Genomic DNA, 21,860 nt, shown 5'->3' with positions numbered 1-21,860 from the left:
CGGCCTAATCAGAAATGTGCTTAGGCGGAGAAGATCAGGATGCCGAGCACGAAGGCCAGGATGCCCAGGGCTTCGGCCAGGGCGGCGCCGACGAACAGGTTGCCGATCTGGCTGGCGGCGGCCGACGGGTTGCGCAGGGCGCCCGACAGGAAGTTGCCGAAGATGTTGCCCACGCCGATACCGGCGCCGATCATGCCCAGGGTCGCGAGGCCCGCGCCGATGAACTTGGCGGCTTGAGGATCCATGAGAGTCTAGTCCTAGTTGGTTTGAAGGTTCAGGGTTGGTCGGTTTGGGGCTGCTTTTAGTGCCCGTGACCGAGATTGACCACATCGTTGAGATAGATGGTGGTCAGAACGGCGAAGACGAAAGCCTGCAGGAAGGCCACGAGGAACTCGAGGGCCGTCAGGGCGGTGACCATCCCGAAGGACAGCGGCCCCACCAGGACGCCCAGCCAGCCGATCGAACCGATCGCGGCGGCGCCGACGAAGCCGGCGAACACCTTCAGGGCGACGTGGCCGCCCATCATGTTGCCGAACAGACGAAGGGTGAGGGTCACGGGGCGCAGCAGGAAGGAGGCGAACTCGATCGGGATGATGACCGGCAGCAGCGGCCACGGCACGCCACCCGGCACGAACAGCTTGAAGAAGCCCAGGCCATGCTTGGCGAAGCCGACGATCAGCACCAGCAGGATGGTGACGATGCCGAAGGTCGCCGTCACCGCGATCTGCGAGGTGGCGGTGAACATGTGGAAGACGCCGGGGATGTTCACCAGGCCCAGGAAGTTCATCGCCAGGATGAAGGTGAAGATCGTGAACACGAACGGCATGAACTTGCGGCCTTCGTGGCCGATGATCGATGACGTGAGGTTGTCGATGAGGCCGAACAGCTGCTCGCCGACGCCCTGAAGGCGGCCGGGAACGACCTTGGCGTTGGCGGTGACCAGCGACATGAAGCCGACGACGATCAGGAAGCCGACCGTCATCGCCAGATGCGAATTGGTGAAGGCGAGATCGACCGCGCCGATGCCCGGCAGCGTGACGTCAGGAAGGTCGACGATCTTCTCGATCTTGAACTGGTGCAACGGATCGGCCACGGGCCTATCGCTCCTTAATCTTCATCGTCTTCGTCGTCGGGGACCACTGGAAGCTTTTCCCAGTTTTCCGCCTTCGCCTGCGCCATCAACCGGTCGGCCGTGCGCTTCGCCATGTACAGCGACAGCGCAAACCCGCCCAGCACCCCGCCGATCATTCCCCAAGGGCTGGTCGGCAGAAACCTGTCCGCGATCGCACCCAGCGCCAGACCGATGAGCACCCCGCCGAGCAGCTCGGCGATGATTCTCCAGGCCTGCCCCGCGGCCGCCTCGCCCGCCGCATGCGTCGGGGTCCTGGCGGTGCGCGCCTGGAGTGCGGCGGCCCGTTCGTCGAGACGTTTCAGCGCCTCTTCGCGGTTTTCGTCGGCCCTAGGCATGGGAGCGGTCAGCTCTTCAAACGGCCTGGAAGAACACCCTCCGGGCCCGGCTTGATCGGCGCGGAACCTATAGACCGCGCTGCAGTGCGTCAAGGCGGGTTCGGCGATATTTAAACCGTTGAAAACGCTCGTGGTTTTCCCTTCTCCCGCTTGCCGGGAGAAGGTGGCCCCCGAAGGGGGTCGGATGAGGGCGGCGCGGAGGGTGAAGATTGGCTCCCGCGCTGACCGCGCCAGAACGAGCACAGCCGTCCGAAGCCGGTGCTGCCCTCATCCGGCCCCCCGGATCAAGTCCGGGGGTCCACCTTCTCCCGGCGAGCGGGAGAAGGATTCGCTAGGCCGTTGCGGCCTCGCGAATAGCCGCCACCCGGCCGATAGCGGCCTCCGCCTCGGCCATGATGCGACGGACGATCTCGCCGGCCGGCAGCACGTCATGCACCCCGCCGGCGCTCTGGCCCATGGCGAAGCAGCTCTTGTCGGGGTCGAGGTTCTCGGTCTGGCCGCCGATGCCGCCCATGGCGTTGTTCTGGATCGAGATGCCGGCCTGGACCGGGAAGGGCTGGATGTCGCCCGGGCGCGATTCCCAGTCCTCGACATAGGGGTTCTTGCGCACCCGCATCGGCTTGCCGCTGTAGCAGCGGGTGCGGACGGTGTCCTCATCGACCGATTCGACGATGGTGCGGCGGTAGAGCTCGCCCGCATGGGCTTCGGTGGAAGCGATGAACCGCGTGCCCATCCAGACGCCGACGGCCCCCAGGGCCAGCGACGCCGCGAGGCCGCGGCCGTCGTACAGCCCGCCGGCCGCCACCACCGGAACCTTCACCGCCTCGACCGCCTGGGCGACCAGCGGCAGGGTGCCGACGAGACCGGTATGGCCGCCGCCCTCGCCGCCCTGGCAGATGACCGCGTCGCAGCCGGCCTGTTCCGCCTTCACCGCATGCTTCACCGCCCCGCAGACGACCATGACCTTCAGGCCGGCCTTCTTCAGCTTTTCCATGATCGGCATCGGCACGCCCAGGCCGGCGACGAAGGCGGAGGCGCCCTCCTCGATGATCACATCGACGCTTTCGGTGAGGCTCTCGGGCGAGGCGGCCAAGAGGTCGACCCCGAACGGACCGTCGGTCAGCTTGCGCACGGCGCGCATCTGCTCGCGGATGAAGTCGGGCCCGCGCCCGGCCATGCCCAGCGTCCCGTAGCCGCCGGCGTTGGTCACTGCGGCCACCACCTCGGCGTAGGAAACCCCGCCCATGCCGGCCAGCATGATCGGATGCTCGACGCCCAGCAGGTCGCAGAGGGGGGTGTGAAGGGTCATGGTCTGTCTCCCCGCGGACGTTCGTCGTCCGTCGTCAGCGCAGGAGACGACGGGTTACGCGGCGGGCGTCAAGCGCCGAAGCGTTCGACCGCCTCACGGATCACCCGCCGGGTCTCCTCCCACTCGACGGCGGCCAGCGCCTCGTCGAGGGTGAAGAACCGGGCGTCGGCCGCATCGTCGCCGGCCACCGGCTCGCCGGCCGTCCAGCGGGCGGCGTAGTCGATCATGATGTAGTGTCGGGTGCTCATCACCCCGTCGACGACATCGATCAGGCCGAGGATGTCCGCCTCGACGCTGGTTTCCTCGCGCAGTTCGCGCAGGGCGCCGTCCTTGAGGGTCTCGCCCCACTCCAGCCGCCCGCCCGGCAAGCTCCACTGACCCTTGCGGGGCGGGTTGCCGCGCTTGATCAGCAGCACTTCGGCTCCGCGCAGGCAGACGACGCCGACCGTCGGTACAGGGCGCGGCGAGGCGACTTCTTCGAGGGGCGGCTGGCTCATGACTCTACCTTGAATTCGCGGGTCAGCCCGCCGTCCAGCCGCCGTCGATGGACAGATGAGCGCCGTTGACGCCGCCGCCGGCGGCGCTGGCCAGGTAGAGCACCATGCCGTTCAGCTGGTCGAAGCTGATGAACTGTTTGCTGGGCTGGGCGGCGAGGATGACATCGCGCACCACCGCCTCTTCGCTCATGCCGCGCGCCTTGGCCGTGTCCTTGATCTGGCCATCGACCAGCGGGGTGTGGACATAGCCCGGGCAGATGGCGTTGCAGGTGATGCCGGCCTCGGCGATCTCCAGGGCCACCGTCTTGGTCAGGCCGAGCACCCCGTGCTTGGCGGCGACATAGGCGCCCTTGAAGGGGCTGGCGACTAGGCCGTGGGCCGAGGCGATGTTGATGATCCGGCCGTGCTTCTGGCCCTTCATGATCGGCAGGGCGGCACGGATGGCGTGGAAGTTGGAGGTCAGGTTGATGGCGATGATCTGGTCCCACTTGTCGGTCGGGAACTGATCGATCGGCGAGACGAACTGGATGCCGGCGTTGTTGACCAGGATGTCGAGCCGGCCAAGTTCGCCCTGCGCAAAGGCGACCATGTCGGCGATCTCGTCGCCCCTGGTCATGTCGGCGCCGTGGTAGCGGACGCGGACGCCGGTGGCCTGTTCGAGCTGCGAGCGGGTGGCTTCGATGGCGACCGGATCGCCGAGGCCATTGAGCACCACATCGACACCGGCTTCAGCGAGGGCCTGGGCGATGGCGTGCCCGATGCCGCTGGTCGAGCCGGTGACGATCGCCGCCTGCCCCTTCAGCCCGTAATCCATGAATGCGCTCCGACGTCTTCCTGATTTTGTGCGGCGCAGCATAAGACTTCGCGCCGCATCATACGAGCGCCTATAATTCATCCCTTGATGAATTACGAGCCGCCTCGCGCTGCTGGGCGATCGGCGGCGGCTGGGGTCGGCTGAACACCCAGTCGGACGCGTTGGAGAGGTCGGCCTTGAAGGCGTAGCCGGCGGTATCGAAGGCTTTCAGGTCGGCGGCCCGCTCGATGCGCTGGTCGATGGCGAAGCGGGCCATCAGGCCGCGCGCCTGTTTTGCGAAGAAGCTGAGCTGGCGAATCTCGCCGTCCTTCTCCTCAAGGAAGCGGCAGGTGACGACCGGCAGCTTGAGGGCGGCGGCGTCGACGGCCCCGAAATACTCCTGGCTGGCCAGGTTGATCAGGGTCCGGTCGGCATGACCCTCGGCGTCGGCGTTGAGCTGGCGCGCGACCTTGTCGCCCCAGAAGTCGTAGAGGTTGGCGCCGCGTTTGGTCTTCAGCCGCGTGCCCATTTCCAGCCGATGCGGCTGGATGGCGTCGGCAGGGCGCAGCAGGCCGTAGAGGCCCGACAGGATGCGCAGATGGTCCTGGGCCCAGGCGAAGGCGGCCTTGTCGAGGGCGCGGGCCTTGAGGCCGGTGTAGACATCGCCGTTGAAGGCGACGGCGGCCTGCAGCCCGTCCTCGGCCAGCGGATCGAGGGCCTGGAAGCGGGCGTGGTTGAGGCTGGCCAGCGCGTCGGACAGGTGCATCAAGCGCTTGAGCTGGCGCGCGCTCTGGCCCTTCGCCACCTTGGCCAGCTCGACCGTATCGGCCTTCAGCCGCGGCTCGGTCAGGGGGAGCGGCTTTGGCGGCGCCGTGAAGTCCAGCGACTTGGCGGGAGAGATGACCATCAGCATGGCGCGGCAGATAGGCCGGGCCAGCCCGGAAGGCCAGCCCTAGAACAGAACCCTTGGGTTCATGATCCGCCCGGGATCCAGCGCCGCGCGGATGGCGCGCAGCGCCTCAATTTCGATGGGGCTCTTGTAGCGCAGGGCGTCGGCGGTCTTGGCGGCGCCCAGGCCGTGCTCGGCGCTGATCGAGCCGTCCAGCTCCATGACAAGATCGTGCACCCGGCGTGATCCCTCGTCTCGCAGAGCGTTGTGAGCCTCATCGGATTCGTCCTGGCGGCGCAGGACATCATAGTGGACGTTACCGTCACCGACATGGCCGAAGGCGACGATCCGGACGCCCGGACGGAAGGCCTCCACCATGGCCGTGGCCCGCTCGATGAACTCGGCCATCTTCGAGACCGGGACGGAGACGTCGTGCTTCCAGGCGGCGCCCTCGGCTTTCTGGCCGCCGGACTGGTTCTCGCGCACGGCCCAGAAGGCGCGTGCCTGCGTCTCGGTCTGGGCGACGGCGGCGTCGGCGATCAGGCCGTCTTCCAGGGCATGGGCCAGCAGGCGCTCGAGGGCGGCCTCGGCGACGCCGGGCTCGCCGCTGGTGGTCTCGACCAGCACGTACCAGGGGTGCGTCCCCTCCAGCGGCTCGCGCAGGCCGGGGATGTTTTTGATGGCATAGCCGACGCCGGCCCGGCCCATCAGCTCGAAGGCCTCGACCGCGCCGCCGGTCTCCTCCTTGGCCCGCGCCAGCAGGGTGATGGCGTCGCGGGCGCTGGACAGGCCACAGATAGCGGTGGCGGTGGACACCGGCCGCGGGAACAGCTTCAGGCTGGCGGCGGTGACGACGCCCAGCGTGCCCTCGGCCCCGATCAGCAGTTGCTTGAGGTCGTAGCCGGTGTTGTCCTTGCGCAGGCGCTTGAGGCCATTCCAGACTTCGCCATTGGGCAGCACGGCCTCCAGGCCGAGGACCAGGCTGCGGGTCGTGCCGAAGCGCAGCACCTGGGTGCCGCCGGCGTTGGTCGAGACCACGCCGCCGACCGTGGCCGACCCCTCGGAGGCCAGGCCCAGCGGGAAGCGGCGATTGAGCTTCGCGGCCGCCTCGTGCACGGCGGCCAGGGTGACGCCGGCCTCGGCGACAATGACGTCGTCGAAGGCGTCGATATCGCGGACGGCGTTAAGCCGCTCGGTGGACAGCAGGATTTCGCCCTGCGGGATTTGCCCCGAGACCAGGCCGGTGTTGCCGCCCTGCGGGGTGATGGCCACGCCGGCCTCGGCGCAGAGACCGACGACGGCCGAAACCTCGGCGGTCGACCGCGGCAGGACCAGCAGCGGGGTCGTCCCCTGCCAGCGCCCGCGCCATTCGATCAGCTTGGGGGCGAGGAGGTCGGGGTCCTGACTCCAGCCGCCCGCGCCGAGCACGGCTTTCAGGCGGGAGACGACGTCAGCGGGAACGGGGATGGTCATGGCGGCGGAGGATACGCCCTCCCCCGCCGGCTGTCAGCCGACGAAGCCGGCCGCGCGCTTGAGGCGGTCGTTGATGGCTTCGCCCAGACCTTCATCGGGAATCGGCGCCACCGCGATGGCCGCCGGCCGGGTGCGGTCCGCCGCGCGCAGCATGGCGAACAGATTGGCCGCCGCCTCCGCCAGATCGCCTGTCGGGCTGAGGTTGAACGGGCTGTCGGAGGGCCCGAAAGCGAGGAAGGCTTCCCCGGCCATGGGCTCGGCGGCGTTGATCCGCACGGGCGCGTCGGGGGCGTAGTGCAGGGCGAGGCGGCCCGGAGAGCGTTTGGCGTCGGCCTCGGCTTCGGCGAGGGGGCCGATCAGGGCTTCGATCTGGGCGCGGGTGACGCTGCCGGGGCGCAGGAGACGGGCCTGGCCGTCGAGCACCGACACCACCGTCGATTCCAGGCCGACCTGACAGGGGCCGCCGTCGAGGCCGGCGGCGGCCTTGTCGCCGGTCTCCTCGCGGGCGTCGGCATAGGTGGTCGGGCTGGGGCGGCCCGAACGGTTGGCGCTGGGGGCGACCACCGGGCGGCCGAAGCGGGCCAGCAGGGCCCGGGCCAGCGGGTGGCCGGGCACGCGCACGGCGACGGTGTCGAGGCCGGCGCGGGCTAGGTCGCAGACGGCGTCCGCATCGGCCAGTGGCGCGACCAAGGTCAGGGGACCCGGCCAGAAGGCCTCGGCCAGTTTCAGCGCGCGGTCGTCCAGCCTGGCGATTCGCCGCGCCGCGGCGAGGTCGGCGACATGGGCGATCAGGGGGTTGAAGCGCGGCCGGCCCTTGGCTTCGAAGACACGGGCGACGGCCAGCGGGTCGGCGGCGTCGGCGGCCAGGCCATAGACCGTCTCGGTCGGGAAGGTGACGAGCTGACCCGCCTCGAGGGCGAGCGCGGCCGCCTCTAGCGCTTGGCCGTCACCGCGAGGGTCACGGTCACCGGGTCGGGAATGACGTCGGTCTTCTTCCACTCGTTCTGTCCAACCCCGAAGGCGAGGCGGCTGACCTTCACGGTTGCGGTCATCTTCGCCTGATTGCCGGTGATGACGAGGGTGAAGGGCAGGGTCAACGGTTTCGTCTGTCCGCGCAGGGTCAGGGCGCCGGTCGCCTGGTACTTGCCGCCGCCCAGCGCCTTGAACCCGGTGGTCTTGTAGATCGCCCTGGGGAAGACCTGGGTCGAGAACCAGTTCGGCTCCCTCAGGGCCGCATCGCGGTCCTTGTCGCCGGACCAGGCGCTGGCCGTGTCGATGGTCACCACGGCGCTGGAGCCGGCCAGGTTGTTCGGATCAAAGCGGATCTGGGCGTCCCAGCGGGCGAAGCCGCCATTGAACGCCTCGCCGCCGAAAATGGAGGCGAAAGCGATCTTCGAGGCGGCCTTGTCGACGGTCCAGGCCGGAGCCGGGGCCGCGGCGGCGGGCAGGGCCGCGAACAGGAAGACGGCAAGCAGAGCGAGGAAGCGGCGCATCACTTCGGAGCCTTCATAAAGGGGATCATGCGGCCCAGCTCGTTGTCCTTGTCGAGGAACTGGTGCTTGAGCGCGCCGAGGATGTGCAGCGGGATCAGGCCGTAGATCAGCACCTTGGCCAGCAGGTGGTGGACCTCTTCCCAGGTTTCGTGCGCCCCCTTCATCTGGTCCGGCGGCAGGTTGGCCAGGGGGCCGATGGCCGGCCAGTGGAACAGGCCGAACATGTCGATCGGATAAACCTTGATCAGCGGGCTGGCGGAAACCAGCGCCCAACCAGTCAGTGGCAGGCCTATCATCAGGCCATAAAAGGCCCAATGGACGACACGGGCGAGGATCCGCTCCCAGGCCTTCAGGTGATCGCCGAGCGGCGGCGATTTGTGGGTCAGGCGCCAGACAAGGCGAACGAGGCTGAGCAGCAGGACGCTGATGCCGAAGGTCTTGTGCCAGGCCATCAGGCCGGCGGCGGTCGAGCGCGGCATCTCGTCGGCCGTCCAGGCGAGGGCGACGTTAGCGATGATCAGGGCGGCGATCAGCCAGTGCAGGATCATGGCCACCGTCGAATAGCGGCTGCTTGCAGTGCTCATTGGCGAGTGAACTCCACCTCGATGATCAGTTCGATGTCGTCCCCGGCGAACATGCTCATGTTGTCCGAGCCGAAGTCAGAGCGCTTGAACGCGCCGGTCGCCGAAAAGCCCGCGCGGGCGCCCAGCAGGCCCGACTCATAGCCCCGGAAGATGACGTCCAGAGTGACCGGTTTGGTCACGCCATGGAAGGTCAGGTCGCCGGTCACCTTGCCCCGGTCGCCGTCGCGGACAATAGCGGTGGAGACGAAGGTCGCCTTGGGGTTCTTCTTGGCGTCGAGGAAGTCATCGGCGAATTTCTTGCTGATCTTCTCATCGCCGACGTCAAGCGAGGTCATGTCGATGCTGACCTTCAGCGTCGCCGCGTCGGGCGCCTTCGGGTCCCAGTCGTAGCTGGCGTCGAAGCGGTTGAACCGCAGGGTGTAGCTGCTCAGGCCCATGTGCCGCACCCGGGCCAGCAATGAGGCGTGGGTCTTTTCCAGCCCATAGGTCCCGGCCGGCATTTTCGCCGGGTCGGTCGAGGGCGCGGCCAGCGCGGGCCCGGTCATCAGCATGGCGGCCATCAGGGCGACGGCGAGGGGACGGATCATGCGCTTGCGCTCCAACTGTGATGGCAGCCGTTACCGAACATAGTCGCGCCTCCCGCCGATGAAAGCCCCCACCCTGGTTAGTGCGGCCTTTGTTCCGCACCGCCATCGGTCTAGGTAGACGGCGACAGTATTGGGACCGTTCGATGACCTACACCCCGCCGCTCCGCGACATCGCCCTGGCCATGAAGGCCGCCGGCTTCGACGACCTGATCGAGCTGTTCCCCGAAGCCGACCACGCCACCGTCGAGGCCGTACTGGACGGGGCCGGCGCCTTCGCCGCCGACATCATCGCGCCGCTGAACCGGCCGGGCGACCTGGCTCACGCGACCTACGCCAACGGCAAGGTCACCGCCGCCCCCGGGTATGCGGCGGCCCTGCGCGAGTTCGCCGAGGGCGGCTGGAACAGCCTGTCGGCCGAGGCCCGCTACGGCGGCCAGGGCCTGCCCAAGGCGCTGGAGATCGCCGTCTTCGAGATGTTCAACGCCGCCAGCCTAGCGTTCGGCCTGTGCCCGATCCTCACCCAGGGGGCCATCGAAGCGCTGGCCGCGCACGGCACCACCGAGCAGAAGGCGAAGTACCTGCCCCGCCTGATCAGCGGCGAATGGACCGGCACCATGAACCTGACCGAGCCGCAGGCCGGTTCGGACCTGGCCGCCCTGACCACCCGGGCCGAGCCCGATGGCGAGGGCGGCTGGCGGATCACCGGCCAGAAGATCTTCATCACCTGGGGCGATCACGACGCCGCCGACAACATCGTCCACCTGGTGCTGGCCCGCACGCCGAACGCGCCGGCGGGGGTGAAGGGCATCAGCCTGTTCGTCGCGCCCAAGCGCATCCTGACCGCCGACGGCAAGGCCGGCGCCCCCAACGAGCTGCGGCCGGCCGGCATCGAGCACAAGCTTGGCATCCACGCCTCGCCGACCTGCGTCATGGTCTTCGAGGGCGCCAAGGCCGAACTGGTCGGGGTCGAGGGCCAGGGCCTGGCTCACATGTTCACCATGATGAACGCCGCCCGGCTGCAGGTCGGGACGCAGGGCGTGGCCATCGCCGAGCGCGCTTACCAGCAGGCGCTGGCCTTCGCTCACGAGCGCCGTCAGAGCCGCTCGGCCTGGACCGGCGAGAGCCCCGCCCCGCTGTGGGACCTGCCCGACGTGCGCCGCACCCTGATGTTGATCAAGGCCAGGACGGCGGCGGCGCGGGGCATCTGCCTGGCCACCGCCGTGGCCGCCGACCAGGCGCACCATGGGGATGCCAAGGCGAAGCTGCGCGAGGAGCTGCTCACCCCCATCGCCAAGGGCTGGTCGACCGACGTCGGCGTCTGGGCGGCGTCGGAGGCGCTGCAGGTGCATGGCGGCATGGGCTTCGTCGAGGAGACGGGCGCGGCCCAGCACTACCGCGACTGCCGCATCCTGCCGATCTACGAGGGCACCAACGGCATCCAGGCCATCGACCTGGTCGGCCGCAAGCTGTCGATGGAGGGCGGCGCGGCGATGACCGCCCTGGTCAGCGACATCCGCGAGACGGCGCGGGCCCTGAAGGGCGATCTGGGCGGGGTCGGCGACCGGCTGGGCGCGGCGGTGGACGCCATGGCGGCCGGCGCGGACTGGCTGTCGGCGCGAAAGGGAACACCGGACGCCCTGGCCGGGGCGACGGCCTATCTGAAACTGTGCGGTGAGACGGTCGGCGGCTGGATGCTGGCGAAGCAGGCTCACCTGGACAGCCGCATGGGCCCGTTGGCGACGCTGTACGCCGGACAGGTGCTGAGCGGCGTGCCCGGCCAGCTGGCGGCGGTGACGCAGGGGTCGGCGCCGCTGGAGGCGTTCGAGGGGTAGGAAGAAAGAGGGGACACGTTGAATCAACGTGTCCCCATTGAGCTCGTTACCCCAGCTGCGGCAGCATGTAGTCGGCGGCGCTGACCTTGAATTCACCGCCCTGCTCGACGTTCAGCGTCTCGACGACGCCGTCCTTGACCAGCATCGAGTAGCGCTGGCTGCGGGTGCCCATGCCGAACTTGCTGCCGTCCATCTCCAGGCCGAGGGCCTTGGTGAAGTCGCCGTTGCCGTCGGCCAGCATGATGATGTCGTCGCCGACGCCCTGGTCGGCGCCCCAGGCCTTCATCACGAAGACGTCGTTGACCGAGACGCAGGCGATGGTGTCGACGCCCTTGGCGCGGAACTCGGCGGCGTGCTCCTTGAAGCCGGGCACGTGCTTGGCCGAGCAGGTCGGGGTGAAGGCGCCGGGAACGGCGAAGAAGGCGACCGTCTTGCCGGCGAACAGCTCGTCGGTGCTGATCGGGCGCGGGCCTTCGGCGCCGCTGGTCATGAACATGCCGTCCGGCACCTTGTCGCCGACTTTGATCGTCATCTGGTCTCTCCCTTGCCCGCCTTCGGGCTTCAGGCATGGCAAATAGGGCCGCCGGGGCGGATCGCCAAGCGGTGTGACTTGAAACGGTCGTGATGCGCGCCGATGTTGACCCCATGGCTCAAGACCCAGACAGCGAATTTCTCTCCGGCCGGCTGCTGATCGCCATGCCGGGCATTGATGACGAACGCTTCGAGCGGGCGGTCATCTACGTCTGCGCCCACGACGACCAGCACGCCATGGGCATCACCCTGAACCGGCCGGTCGACGGGCTGAAGATGCCCGACCTGTTGACCAAGCTCGGCGTCACCGTCGCCGAGAACCATCGCGAGGACATCGTCCTGATGGGCGGACCGGTCGAGCGCGAGCGCGGCTTCGTGCTGCACACCGACGACTACAAGAGCCCGGGCGGCACCCTGCCGGTGGCCGAGGGCGTCGCCCTGACCACCAGCCGCGCCGTGCTGGAAGCCCTCGCCGCCGACGGGCCGCCGCGCAAGGCCATCCTGGCGCTGGGCTATGCCGGCTGGGGCGCGGGCCAGCTGGAGCAGGAGATGCGCCAGAACGTCTGGCTGGTCGGCGATCCGGACCCCGGCCTGCTGTTCGGCGACGACCATGAACACAAATGGTCGGCGGCCCTGGCCAAGCTCGGCATCAGCGCCGATCACCTGTCGAGCGAGGCGGGGCGGGCTTAGCGCGCCACCGCCTTTCCCTTGCTACCGTCATCCTGGGCCTTGTGCCCAGGATCCCGCTGTCCGCTAGCTCTCATGGTGGGGTGGAGGCGCGGCTGCGCCTCCAGGGCAAGGGCTTGTCACGGCTGAAACCGGGATCCTGGGCACAAGGCCCAGGATGACGATAGCAGACGTGGACGGATCGGCGCGGGAGCGCTGCCCGTCTGCCTACCCCTGCCTTCTCACCGGCGCCACGCCATCGACGTAGCTTTCGTTGAGATAGACCTCGGCCTCCTGCGGCGACAGCGGCGGGGCGTAGCCGAAGCCCTGGCCGTAGTCGCAGCCGAGCTCCAGCAGGCGGCCCGCCATCAGGGCGTTCTCCACCCCCTCGGCGACGACCTCGAGGTTGAGGTCCTGGCCGAGCTTGACCACCGACTGGACGATCTTGGCCGAGCCGGGGTTGGCCCCCATGGTCCGCACGAAGTAGCGGTCGATCTTCAGGGTGTCGAAGGGCAGGCGCGTCAGGTAGCTGAGCGAGCTGAACCCCGTGCCGAAGTCGTCGAGCGCCAGGCCGGCGCCGACCTCGCGCAGGGCCTTCAGCACCACCGCCGCCCCCTCCGGGTCGCGCATGATGTCGCTCTCGGTGATCTCAAGCTTCAGGGCGCCCTTGCGCAGCCGGTACTTGGCGATCAGGCCGCCGACATCGTCGACAAGGCCGGCGCGGTGGATCTCGCCGGTCGAGAGGTTGACGCTGCAGGTCAGCTGCCAGGCCGGCGCATGGCGCGCCTGCCATTCGTTGAGCTGGCGGGCCGAGGCGCGGATCATCCGCTCGCCGATCTCCTCCATCAGGCCCATCTCTTCGGCCAGCGGCAGGAATTCGTCCGGCGGCAGCAGGCCACGACGCGGGTGACGCCAGCGGCAGAGGGCTTCGAAGCCCGACAGTTCGCCGGTGTCGAGCCGGACAATGGGCTGGAAGAAGGGGCCGATCTCGCCGCGGCCGACGGCGCCGCGCAGGTCGCCTTCGAGGGCCAGGCGCGACAGGCCGTCGCTTTCCATGCCCTGGCCATAGGCCGCGCCGCCGCCGCGCCCGGCGGCCTTGGCGGCTTCGACGGCCAGTTCGGCGCGGCGCAGCAGTTCGGCCGCGTCGGGGGCCTCGTCGCCGCCCTGGGCCTCGACCGCGCCGACGGCCAGGGTCGGGTGGATATCGAAGCCGGCGACGCGCAGGGGCCGCTCGAGAGCCTCGCGTAGCCGCGTCCCGGCCGGGATCAGGCCCGGCGCCAGCACAGCGAACTCGTCCTCGCCGACCCGGGCCATCAGGGAATCGGGGGGGAAGGCGGCGGCCAGGCGGGCGCCGAGCGCCGCCAGCACCAGGTCGGCCCGCTCGTGGCCCAGGGCCTCGTTGAGGCGGCGCAGCCTGTCGAGGTCGGCGACCACCAGGGTGAAGGGTTGTTGCGTCTGCAGCCGCTCGCGGGCGCGGGCGACGAAGCTGCGGCGATCGAGCAGGCCGGTCAGCGGATCGGTCTCGGAGGCCGCGAAAGCGGTCTCGGGCGCGACGACGCCGGCGGCGCGGTTGCCCTCCTCCAGCCAGACCCCGCGCCAGACGCCGATCTCGCCGCCGCGCATGCGCAGGCGCAGGGCGATCTCGCTATGCGGCGGCTGCTGCCGGAGCAGTTCCTCGGCCAGGGGGCGATCCTGCGGCAGGACCAGGGCCCGCAGCGCGGCCGAGCTGCATTCGGGAGCAAGCGGGCCAAGGCCCAGCGCCCGGGAAGCGCCGGTGAATTTCAGACGGTCCTCGGTCGGCGACCAGATCCACAGGGCCACGCCCGCGGCGCCCAGCGCCTCGAGTGTGAGCGCGGTGTCCCACCCCTTGCGGTCGTTTCCCAGCGCCATGCGGCGCGCCCCTCAAATACCTGCGGGCAAAGCGCCCACTTTGAGGCTTACGGTGCTTCGGGCCGGGTTGAATACCGGTTTCCTTCGCAGTCCGCTTGCCTTGACCCTAGTCCGGGCAGGACTGCTCCCGCTCTCGCGAAATCAACCCGAACAGGCGATGGTCTCGCCACTCGCCGTTAATTTTCAGATAAGCACGGGCGAAGCCCTCCTCGACGAACCCCGCCTTGAGCAGCAGGGCGGCGCTGCCGGTGTTGCTGGGCAGGCAGGCGGCTTCGAGACGGGAGAGGCCAAGCGTGCCGAAGGCGAAGCGGGTCACGGTGCGCACAGCGGCCAGGGTGTGGCCCTGGCGGGTGGTGTGCACGCTGCTCCAGTAGCCGACGGTGCCGACCTGGGCGACACCGCGGCGGACGTTGCTGAGGGTGATGCCGCCGGTCAGGGCGCCGGTGTCGTTGGAAAACACGAAGAAGGGGTAGGTGAGCCCCTGTTCGAGGTCCCGGCGCCAGGCGTCGAGACGGCGGCGATAGGCGGACCGGGTCAGGTCGTCGCGGGCCCAGACCGGCTCCCAGGGCTGCAGGAAATCGCGGGAGGCGGCGCGGACGGCGGCCCATTCGGCATAGTCGCCGGCTTTTGGCGGGCGCAGGCGCACGGTTCCGCCGTCGAGGCGGAAGGTGGAGTCCAGACCGGTCCAGTCGATAAGGGCCATGGCGACAGGGTTGTAGCGTCGGGTTCGCACGTCAACCCTCCCTCCCCTTTATGGGGAGGGTGTCACGCACAGCGTGACGGGTGGGGAAGTCGGATGCCGCGCGCTCTGTCACGCGAGTACCCCACCCTGCGAGGCTTCGCCTCGCTGTCCCTCCCCATAAAGGGCAGGGAGTTTCCTCAACCCGCCTTCAGCGCCTCGGCGAACACATCCACAGCGCCAAGCGACGCCTTCGACCCCAGCACTGAACCGGCGACCAGACCTGGCTTCAGCATCCGCGCCCCGACCCTGGCGATGTCGGCGGCCGTCACGGCGTCGATCGCTTCGGAGATCTCCCGGGCTGGAAACAGCCTGCCGAGAAGCAGGGCCTGGCCCGCCGAGGTCTCGGTGCGCGACAGGGGCTGTTCGCGGGCCATGAACAGGTGGGCCTTGAGCTGGGCCTTGGCGCGGGCCAGTTCGGCGTCGGTGCAGCCGTCGGTCAGGGCGATGATCTGCTGGGCGGTCAGGGCGGCCAGCGGCCCGGCGTCCTTGGCGGCGCAGCCGGCGTAGACGCCGAGCATGCCGCCATCGGCATAGGTGTCGCTCCAGGCGTCGATGGCATAGGCCAGGCCCCGGTTCTCGCGGGCCTCCTGGAACAGGCGCGAGGACATGCCGCCGCCGAGCATCTCGACGAACAGCCGAAGCGGGAAATAGTCGTCGTCCCGGGCCCCGAAGGCCGGCAGCAGCAGGACCAGATGGGCCTGCTCCAGCCGCCGCAGTTTGGCGGCGTGGCCGGCGGTGAACTGCGGCGCGGCCGGGGTCGGAGCGCCCTGCCCGGCCGGCTGCGAGCCGAAGGCGGCCTCGGCCAGGCGGAGGAGTTCGTCCTCGTCGACGGCCCCGGCGGCGCTGACCACCAGGCGGTCGGGAGCGTAGAGGGCGGCGCGCCAGGCGTCGATGGCGGCGACGTCGGCGGGCTTCAGGGATTTGGGCGTGCCGAGGATCGGGCGGCCGTGCGGCTGGTCCGGATAGGCGGCCGCCTGGGCCAGTTCGAAGACCAGGTCGTCGGGGGTGTCGCCGGCCTCGGCGATCTCCTGGGCGACGACGGACTTTTCCTTGATCAGGTCCCTGGGGTCGAGGGTCGGGCGCAGGACGAGGTCGGCGAGGATGTCCATGCCGAGCGGCAGACTGCCCTTGAGGGCGCGGATCTGGAAGCTGGTCCGCTCATAGCCGGTGGCGGCGTTGACCTGGCCGCCGGCGCCCTCGACGACCTCGACGATCTCGCGGGCGGTGCGGGCGCCGGCGCCCTTGAAGACCATGTGTTCGAGCAGGTGCGACCAGCCGGAGCGGTGCAGGTCCTCGCTGGCGGCCCCGCGGCCGGCGACGACGCTGAGGGCGAGGGTCTCGAGCCCCGGCATGGGGTCGCAGATGACGCGGACGCCGTTGGGAAGCGTGTGGATGCGGGGGGTGGTCATGGGGCCGAACATCCTCCCCCGTTTACGGGGGAGGGGGACCGCAAAGCGGTGGAGGGGGCGAGGGACAGGACTGTTTCTTTCAAGGTGATCATAGAGTGGGGGCGGAGCAGGCTTGGCGCCAGCGGCGCACGGCCCTCGCCCCCTCCACCACCCGCTGCGCGGGCGGTCCCCCTCCCCCGCTGCGCGTGGGAGGATGAGATCATGCGCCCGCGAAACTCCGCACGTAGTCCATGACCACGGCGGCATCCGCCGGCAGGCGGTCGAAGCGTTCGGGCTTGTCGGCCAGATGGCGGTCGGCGCGGGGGAAGGTGGGGGTGACGCCGGTGGCGGCGTGGACGGCTTCGGGGAACTTGGCGGGATGGGCGGTCGAGAGCACGATCAGCGGGGTCGCGTCGCTGGGCAGGGTGGTGCGTTTGGCGGCGCTGATGGCGACGGCGGTGTGCGGGTCGATCAGGCGGCCGGTCTCGTTGAGGGTGGCCAGCATGGCGCGGCTGGTGTCGGCCTCGCCGGTCGAAGCGCCGCCGAACAGTTCGCGCATGGTGGCCAGGGCCCCGGGCGGGATGTCGATGACGCCGGTGTCGGCGAAGGCGCGGAAGGCGCGGCCGGTCTCCAGCCCGTCACGGCGGACGGCCTCGAAATACAGGCGCTCGAAGTTGGAGGCGACCTGGATGTCCATGGCCGGGCTCTGCGTCGCCGCGACGTTGCCGCGCGAATAGCGGCCGTCCTCGAAGGCGCGGGCCATGATGTCGTTGCTGTTGGTGGCGACGAGGATTCGCTCGACCGGCAGGCCCATCTTCACCGCCACATAGGCGGCGAAGGCGTCGCCGAAATTGCCGGTCGGCACGGCGAAGGCGACCTTGCGGTGGGGAGCGCCCAGCGCCACGGCGGTGGTGAAATAGTAGACGGCCTGGGCGGCGATGCGGGCGAAGTTGATCGAGTTGACGGCCGACAGATCGACGGCCTGGGCGAACTGGCCGTCGGCGAACATCGCCTTGAGGATGGCCTGGCAGTCGTCGAAGCTGCCCTCCAGGGACAGGTTGGCGACGTTGCGGTCCTCGACCGTGGTCATGAAGCGGCGCTGCACCTCACTGATGCGGCCCTCCGGGAACATGGCGACGATGCGGACATTGGACCGGCCGCGGAAGGCCTCGACGGCGGCGCCGCCGGTGTCTCCCGACGTGGCGCAGACGATGGTCAGGGTGCGGCCCTTGGACCGCAGGATGTACTCGTACAGCCGCGAGAGCAGCTGCATGGCGACGTCCTTGAAGGCCAGGGTTGGACCATGGAACAGCTCGGCCAGGAACAGGTTCGGGCCCAGCTGGGTGACCGGGCAGGTGGCGGCGTGGGCGAAGGTGCCGTAGGCCTCGGCGCACATCTCTTCCAGCACGTCGGTCGGGATCTCGCCGTCGGCGAACTTGCCGATCACGGCGGCGGCGACGGCGGCATAGGGCTGGCCGGCGAAGGCGGCGATCTCTTCATGGGTGAAGGTCGGCCAGGACTCGGGCACGTACAGGCCGCCGTCGGGGGCCAGGCCGGCCAGCACCGCGTCGAGGAAGCCGATCGGCTGGGCGGCGGAATCGCCCGCCCGGGTGGAGACGTATTTCATAGGATTCTCAGGGGGCCTTGAACCTGCGCCAGAGCATGGCGGCGTAGATGGCGAGCAGCGCCCCGGCAAGGCCGTACCAGGTCAGGGCGTACTCGAGGTGGCGGTTGGGGATGTCGGGCGGGGTGGGGACGGGGCGCAGAGCGGGATCGGGGGGGGTCTCCGACGCGACGGAGACGTAGTGGTCGGTGATCAGCATAGCCTTGGCGCGCCTATCCGCCTTGGGATCGAGCAGGCTCCCCAGGATGAGGGAATGCCGATGGGTGGCGCGAAATCCGCCGGGGATAATTGTAGGGTAAGCCTCCGCAAACATCGATGGGCCAACTTCCGCGTGACGGAAGACCCCGATGGCGGAGATGGGCGTTCCGACAACCGCCCATCTCTCCTTGTTCTCAGTGCTGCGCGGCAGCGCGCCGACCGAGACGCCGACAGGGTCGATCACCCCGATCATCGAGCGCACCACGCCCCGCTCGAGGGGGATAACGCGGTTTGGTCCGATGACGCAGGGCGCCAAGTCCCGCCAGGCGATTTCCCCGTCGACCACGCCGTAGATGAGACCATGGCGGGGAGGTGTGGGGTCGGTGAGGCTGCGTTCCGCAATCCGGGGATCGGGCTGAAGGCAGTGTACGCGAACCCGGCGCCACTCCATGTCCTCTCCGGCGGCCTGTAGCCGCAACGCCTCTTCGACGGGAAGCGGCGCGGCCGACTGCGCCGATGCGATGCGTGCCAGCAGGTCGGTCTTCCAGTTGAGACGCTGGACCTGCCATGTGCCGAGGATGATCAGGATCACCAGGCTGATCGCCGTAGCGATGGTCAGGCCGATGGGGAAGCGTTTCATGCGGCGCCTCCGGCAACCTCGTTCATGCGAACAGCCTTTTCTCTGTCATCCCGGGCGCCCGCAGGGCGACCCGGGACCCAGGGGCCGCCGTGCGCTGTCGCCGCCCCTGGGTCCCGGCTCTCCGCTTCGCTACGGCCGGGATGACAGGACATTTGAACCTTATTTCCGGACATCGTCGCTGCCGGCCTCGCTGGCCTGTTGGGCGAACTGGGCGGCGACCATCAGGCCCTTCATGGGGCGGAGCAGGCCGAGCACCACGATCACCGTGAGCGGCAGCCACACCACCAGTAGCACCCAGATCGGCGGGTTGAAGGCGATCATGTGGAACATGGCCCCGAAGGCCATCAGGAAGCCGGCGATGAGGATGATGAAGACGGCGGGTCCGTCCCCGCTGTCGGCGTTCGTGAAAATGGCGCCGCACGCATCACACGCCGGCGCCACCTTCAGGAAACCCTCGAACAGGACCCCTTCGCCGCAGCGGGGGCAGCGACCAGCCGCCCCCGCCAGGTAAGGGTTGGTCACCTACAACGTCCCGAAGATGACGTAGATGAAGGCGAACAGGAACAGCCAGACCACGTCGACGAAGTGCCAGTACCAGGCCGCCGCCTCGAAGCCGAAGTGCTGCTTGGGGGTGAAGCCGCCGCCCATCAGGCGCAGCAGGCAGATGAACAGGAAGATGGTGCCGACCAGCACGTGGAAGCCGTGGAAGCCGGTGGCCATGAAGAAGGCCGAGCCGTAGAGGCCCGAGTTGGCGGCCTCTTCCGAGTAGAACAGCTTCTCATGGAGAATGTGGTTGTACTCGTAGGCCTGGATGGCGGTGAACAGCACGCCCAGGATGACGGTCAGGATCAGGCCGGTGCGGGCCGCCTTGCGGTCGCCCTGCTGCAGCGCGTGGTGAGCCCAGGTGACGGTGGTGCCGGACAGCAGCAGGGTCAGGGTGTTGACCAGCGGCAGGTGCATGGCCGGGACCAGTTCGACGCCCTTGGGCGGCCACTGCTTCCAGGCCTCCGCGACGCCTTCGAAGTTGCCGACCATCGGGGTCAGGGTGCGGTGTTCCCAGAACAGCGCGCCCTCGAAGAAGATCCAGAACCAGGCGACGAAGAACATCACTTCCGAAGCGATGAACAGGATCATGCCGTAGCGCAGCCCGATGGCCACGACCGGGGTGTGATCCCCGGCGTTGGCTTCCTTGGTGACGTCCATCCACCAGCCGAGCATGGTGTGCAGCACCATGGCGAAGCCGAGAGCGGCGACGATCCAGTTGCCTTTTTCCAGGCCGAACAGGCCCTTCATGCCGATGACCATGCCGATCATCATGACCATGCCGGCAAACGAGCCGTACAGCGGCCAGATGCTGGGGTTGACCAGATGGTAGTCGTGTTTGACGGCGCCGTGAGCCATGTGCCTAGAGCCCTGCCCTTCTCTAACTTTCAGACTCGACGCCGCTACCTGCGACGCCGGGATGGTTGCCTATAGCCCCGCCTTGGCCGCGCCGCCAAGAGGCGATGCGGGCTCAGAGGCCTTGGCTTGTTGGGATTCGACCGGGAAGAAGGTGTAGCTGAGGGTGACCTCGGTCTTGCCCTTCGTCTCGAAGTCGGTGGCGAATTGCGGATCGACGAAATAGACCACCGGAAACTCGACCGATTGGCCGGGCTGGATGGTCTGGTCGTTGAAGCAGAAGCATTCCAGCTTCTGGAAATAGGCGCCGGCCGACTCGGGCACGACGTTGTAGCTGGCGCGGCCGGTGACGGCCTGCTTGCCGTGGTTGGTGACCTTGTAGAAGGCCAGGCCCGTGGCCCCGATCTTGACCTCCTGCGTCACCTGGCTGGGCTTGAAGTCCCAGGGCAGGTCGCGGACGTTGGCGTCGAAGCGGATCAGAAGCTTGCGGTCGAGGATCTTCGACGGCGCGGCTTCGGCCTTGCGGATGGTGCCGTCGAAGCCGGTCAGCTGGCAGAAGGCGCGGTACAGCGGCACGGCGGCGTAGGACGCCCCGACCATGCCGAACAGGCCGACGGCGCAGAGGACGGCTACGCGCAGGTTGCGCCTGGTAATGTCCTTAGAGGGGGCGGTTGGCAACGGCCCCTCCCATCTTCAGCACGGTGACGACGTAGACCAGGATGATGAAGCCGACGAGGCCGAGCGCGATGGCGATGTTGCGCTTGCGCTGGGCGGCGCGGGCCGCGTCGCGCTCGGCGGGGGTCATCGGCTTTTGCGGAGCCGGGACGCTGGCCGGCATTTCGGGAGGCTGGTCGGTCACAGGCTAAACCCCAGCAGTCGCTCGCCCGCCAGGGTGGCGAACATCGCGAACAGGTACAGGATCGAAAAGGCGAACAGGTTGCGCGCGTCCTTGGCCCCGGCCTTGACGTCGTAGAGTTCCGGGGTGTTGCGCGGATCGGCGCCCTCGCCGGCATGGCTGCGATAGAGGCGCCAGGCGAGCAGCAGGAAGACCGCCCCGCCGAGGCCCGAAACCGCCAGGTAGGCGAGGCCGCCAAGCCCGGTGAAGTAGGGGGCGATGCAGACCGGGATCAGGGCGATCGAATAGAGCAGGACCTGCAGCCGGGTGGATTTGGCGCCCTTGACCACCGGCATCATCGGCACGCCGGCCTTGGCGTAGTCCTGGCTGGTGTAGAGCGACAGGGCCCAGAAGTGGGGCGGGGTCCACATGAAGATGATCAGGACCAGCAGCCAGGCGTTCATCGGGGCCTCGCCGGCGGCGGCGGCCCAGCCGATGGCCGGCGGCAGCGCCCCGGCAAGTCCGCCGATGACGATGTTCTGGGCCGTCCAGCGCTTCAGCCACATGGTGTAGACCACGGCGTAGAAGAAGATGGTGAAGGCCAGCAGGCCGGCGGCCAGCCAGTTGGCGGTCATGCCCAGCAGCATGACCGACAGCAGGGTAAGCACGACGCCGAGGCCCAGCGCGTCGGCGCCCTGGACTTTCCCCGCAGGCACGGGCCGGCCTTGCGTGCGGCGCATGATGCTGTCGATGTCGGCGTCGTACCACATGTTGAAGGCGGCCGAGGCGCCGGCCCCCACCGCGATGCAGAAGATGTCCACGGCGGCCAGAACCGGGTTCATCGGCACGCCCGAACAGACGAGCCCGACGAAGGCGGTGAACACCACCAGGCTCATCACCCGGGGCTTCATCAGCTGGACATAGTCTCCCCACTGGCCCGGAGCGCGGGTTGTGGGCAGGTCCTCGATGGTGGTCGGCTTGGGCATGTAATGGGACTCCGCCGCGCCCTGTAGGGAGCGCGGCG

The 21,860-nt window shown here is 68.9% G+C and carries 25 protein-coding genes; 2 read left to right on the top strand and 23 right to left on the bottom strand.

Features of this window, described 5'->3' with window-relative positions:
- Window positions 1-20: 20 nt before the first annotated feature.
- The 12 genes from O5I81_RS04245 to O5I81_RS04190 form a co-directional block, all read right to left on the bottom strand.
- Window positions 21-245 carry a F0F1 ATP synthase subunit C gene (locus O5I81_RS04245; RefSeq protein WP_271067702.1) on the bottom strand — a complete coding sequence of 75 codons (225 nt, stop codon included), beginning with the start codon at window positions 243-245 and terminating at the stop codon, window positions 21-23.
- Window positions 246-301: 56 nt separating this feature from the next.
- A complete protein-coding gene (locus tag O5I81_RS04240) occupies window positions 302-1,093 on the bottom strand; it encodes a F0F1 ATP synthase subunit A (protein WP_271067701.1) in 792 nt (263 codons plus the stop codon).
- Between the two features lie 14 nt (window positions 1,094-1,107).
- The gene (locus tag O5I81_RS04235; protein ID WP_271067700.1) at window positions 1,108-1,467 is read right to left on the bottom strand and encodes an AtpZ/AtpI family protein; all 360 of its coding nucleotides are present in this window, start codon (window positions 1,465-1,467) and stop codon (window positions 1,108-1,110) included.
- A gap of 331 nt (window positions 1,468-1,798) precedes the next feature.
- A complete protein-coding gene (locus O5I81_RS04230; protein ID WP_271067699.1) occupies window positions 1,799-2,776 on the bottom strand; it encodes a nitronate monooxygenase family protein in 978 nt (325 codons plus the stop codon).
- A 68-nt stretch (window positions 2,777-2,844) separates the two neighbouring features.
- On the bottom strand, window positions 2,845-3,273 hold the full coding sequence (locus O5I81_RS04225) for an NUDIX hydrolase (RefSeq protein ID WP_271067698.1): 429 nt from the start codon (window positions 3,271-3,273) through the stop codon (window positions 2,845-2,847).
- A 22-nt stretch (window positions 3,274-3,295) separates the two neighbouring features.
- Window positions 3,296-4,087 (bottom strand): 3-hydroxybutyrate dehydrogenase, encoded by a 792-nt coding sequence (locus O5I81_RS04220; RefSeq protein WP_271067697.1) that lies wholly within the window; start codon window positions 4,085-4,087, stop codon window positions 3,296-3,298.
- Between the two features lie 70 nt (window positions 4,088-4,157).
- Window positions 4,158-4,979, bottom strand: a complete 822-nt coding sequence (gene yaaA, locus O5I81_RS04215; protein ID WP_271067696.1) for a peroxide stress protein YaaA — start codon at window positions 4,977-4,979, stop codon at window positions 4,158-4,160.
- 39 nt (window positions 4,980-5,018) lie between these two features.
- Window positions 5,019-6,428 carry an FAD-binding oxidoreductase gene (locus tag O5I81_RS04210; RefSeq protein ID WP_271067695.1) on the bottom strand — a complete coding sequence of 470 codons (1,410 nt, stop codon included), beginning with the start codon at window positions 6,426-6,428 and terminating at the stop codon, window positions 5,019-5,021.
- 33 nt (window positions 6,429-6,461) lie between these two features.
- Window positions 6,462-7,427 (bottom strand): L-threonylcarbamoyladenylate synthase, encoded by a 966-nt coding sequence (locus O5I81_RS04205; protein WP_271067694.1) that lies wholly within the window; start codon window positions 7,425-7,427, stop codon window positions 6,462-6,464.
- Window positions 7,361-7,921: a YceI family protein gene (locus tag O5I81_RS04200; RefSeq protein WP_271067693.1), complete on the bottom strand. Its 561-nt coding sequence runs from the start codon at window positions 7,919-7,921 to the stop codon at window positions 7,361-7,363. The genes O5I81_RS04205 and O5I81_RS04200 overlap by 67 nt, the downstream gene beginning before the upstream one ends.
- Window positions 7,921-8,505: a cytochrome b gene (locus tag O5I81_RS04195; RefSeq protein ID WP_271067692.1), complete on the bottom strand. Its 585-nt coding sequence runs from the start codon at window positions 8,503-8,505 to the stop codon at window positions 7,921-7,923. Before O5I81_RS04195 ends, O5I81_RS04200 begins: the two co-directional genes overlap by 1 nt.
- Window positions 8,502-9,092 (bottom strand): YceI family protein, encoded by a 591-nt coding sequence (locus tag O5I81_RS04190; RefSeq protein WP_271067691.1) that lies wholly within the window; start codon window positions 9,090-9,092, stop codon window positions 8,502-8,504. The genes O5I81_RS04195 and O5I81_RS04190 overlap by 4 nt, the downstream gene beginning before the upstream one ends.
- A 143-nt stretch (window positions 9,093-9,235) precedes the next feature.
- Here O5I81_RS04190 and O5I81_RS04185 point away from each other — a divergent pair, with 143 nt between their 5' ends.
- Window positions 9,236-10,924 carry an acyl-CoA dehydrogenase gene (locus tag O5I81_RS04185; protein ID WP_271067690.1) on the top strand — a complete coding sequence of 563 codons (1,689 nt, stop codon included), beginning with the start codon at window positions 9,236-9,238 and terminating at the stop codon, window positions 10,922-10,924.
- A gap of 46 nt (window positions 10,925-10,970) precedes the next feature.
- Here O5I81_RS04185 and O5I81_RS04180 read toward each other — a convergent pair whose 3' ends face one another.
- Window positions 10,971-11,456: a peroxiredoxin gene (locus O5I81_RS04180; protein ID WP_271067689.1), complete on the bottom strand. Its 486-nt coding sequence runs from the start codon at window positions 11,454-11,456 to the stop codon at window positions 10,971-10,973.
- 113 nt (window positions 11,457-11,569) lie between these two features.
- On the opposite strand from O5I81_RS04180, the gene O5I81_RS04175 reads away from it, so the two are divergent.
- On the top strand, window positions 11,570-12,145 hold the full coding sequence (locus O5I81_RS04175; RefSeq protein WP_271067688.1) for a YqgE/AlgH family protein: 576 nt from the start codon (window positions 11,570-11,572) through the stop codon (window positions 12,143-12,145).
- Between the two features lie 204 nt (window positions 12,146-12,349).
- Here O5I81_RS04175 and O5I81_RS04170 read toward each other — a convergent pair whose 3' ends face one another.
- The 10 genes from O5I81_RS04170 to cyoE all read right to left on the bottom strand — a co-directional run bounded on the left by O5I81_RS04170 (window position 12,350) and on the right by cyoE (window position 21,822).
- Window positions 12,350-14,011, bottom strand: coding sequence for a bifunctional diguanylate cyclase/phosphodiesterase (locus O5I81_RS04170; protein WP_271067687.1), 1,662 nt, complete (start codon window positions 14,009-14,011; stop codon window positions 12,350-12,352).
- 106 nt (window positions 14,012-14,117) lie between these two features.
- Window positions 14,118-14,714 (bottom strand): GNAT family protein, encoded by a 597-nt coding sequence (locus tag O5I81_RS04165; RefSeq protein ID WP_271068990.1) that lies wholly within the window; start codon window positions 14,712-14,714, stop codon window positions 14,118-14,120.
- 176 nt (window positions 14,715-14,890) lie between these two features.
- On the bottom strand, window positions 14,891-16,162 hold the full coding sequence (locus O5I81_RS04160; RefSeq protein ID WP_271067686.1) for a pitrilysin family protein: 1,272 nt from the start codon (window positions 16,160-16,162) through the stop codon (window positions 14,891-14,893).
- A gap of 199 nt (window positions 16,163-16,361) precedes the next feature.
- Window positions 16,362-17,768, bottom strand: a complete 1,407-nt coding sequence (thrC, locus tag O5I81_RS04155; RefSeq protein ID WP_271067685.1) for a threonine synthase — start codon at window positions 17,766-17,768, stop codon at window positions 16,362-16,364.
- Between the two features lie 7 nt (window positions 17,769-17,775).
- The gene (locus O5I81_RS04150) at window positions 17,776-18,603 is read right to left on the bottom strand and encodes an SURF1 family cytochrome oxidase biogenesis protein (protein WP_271067684.1); all 828 of its coding nucleotides are present in this window, start codon (window positions 18,601-18,603) and stop codon (window positions 17,776-17,778) included.
- A 159-nt stretch (window positions 18,604-18,762) separates the two neighbouring features.
- Window positions 18,763-19,125, bottom strand: coding sequence for a DUF983 domain-containing protein (locus O5I81_RS04145; protein WP_271067683.1), 363 nt, complete (start codon window positions 19,123-19,125; stop codon window positions 18,763-18,765).
- Window positions 19,126-20,004, bottom strand: a complete 879-nt coding sequence (locus O5I81_RS04140) for a cytochrome c oxidase subunit 3 (RefSeq protein ID WP_271067682.1) — start codon at window positions 20,002-20,004, stop codon at window positions 19,126-19,128.
- 69 nt (window positions 20,005-20,073) lie between these two features.
- Window positions 20,074-20,679, bottom strand: coding sequence for a cytochrome c oxidase assembly protein (locus tag O5I81_RS04135; RefSeq protein WP_271067681.1), 606 nt, complete (start codon window positions 20,677-20,679; stop codon window positions 20,074-20,076).
- Window positions 20,660-20,860, bottom strand: coding sequence for a hypothetical protein (locus O5I81_RS04130; RefSeq protein WP_271067680.1), 201 nt, complete (start codon window positions 20,858-20,860; stop codon window positions 20,660-20,662). The genes O5I81_RS04135 and O5I81_RS04130 overlap by 20 nt, the downstream gene beginning before the upstream one ends.
- The gene (gene cyoE / locus O5I81_RS04125) at window positions 20,857-21,822 is read right to left on the bottom strand and encodes a heme o synthase (protein ID WP_271067679.1); all 966 of its coding nucleotides are present in this window, start codon (window positions 21,820-21,822) and stop codon (window positions 20,857-20,859) included. The genes O5I81_RS04130 and cyoE overlap by 4 nt, the downstream gene beginning before the upstream one ends.
- Window positions 21,823-21,860: the final 38 nt, after the last annotated feature.

Origin of the sequence: Caulobacter sp. NIBR1757 (genome assembly GCF_027912495.1) — a bacterium.
Lineage (GTDB): Bacteria > Pseudomonadota > Alphaproteobacteria > Caulobacterales > Caulobacteraceae > Caulobacter.
This window is presented reverse-complemented; position numbering and strand designations above follow the sequence as displayed.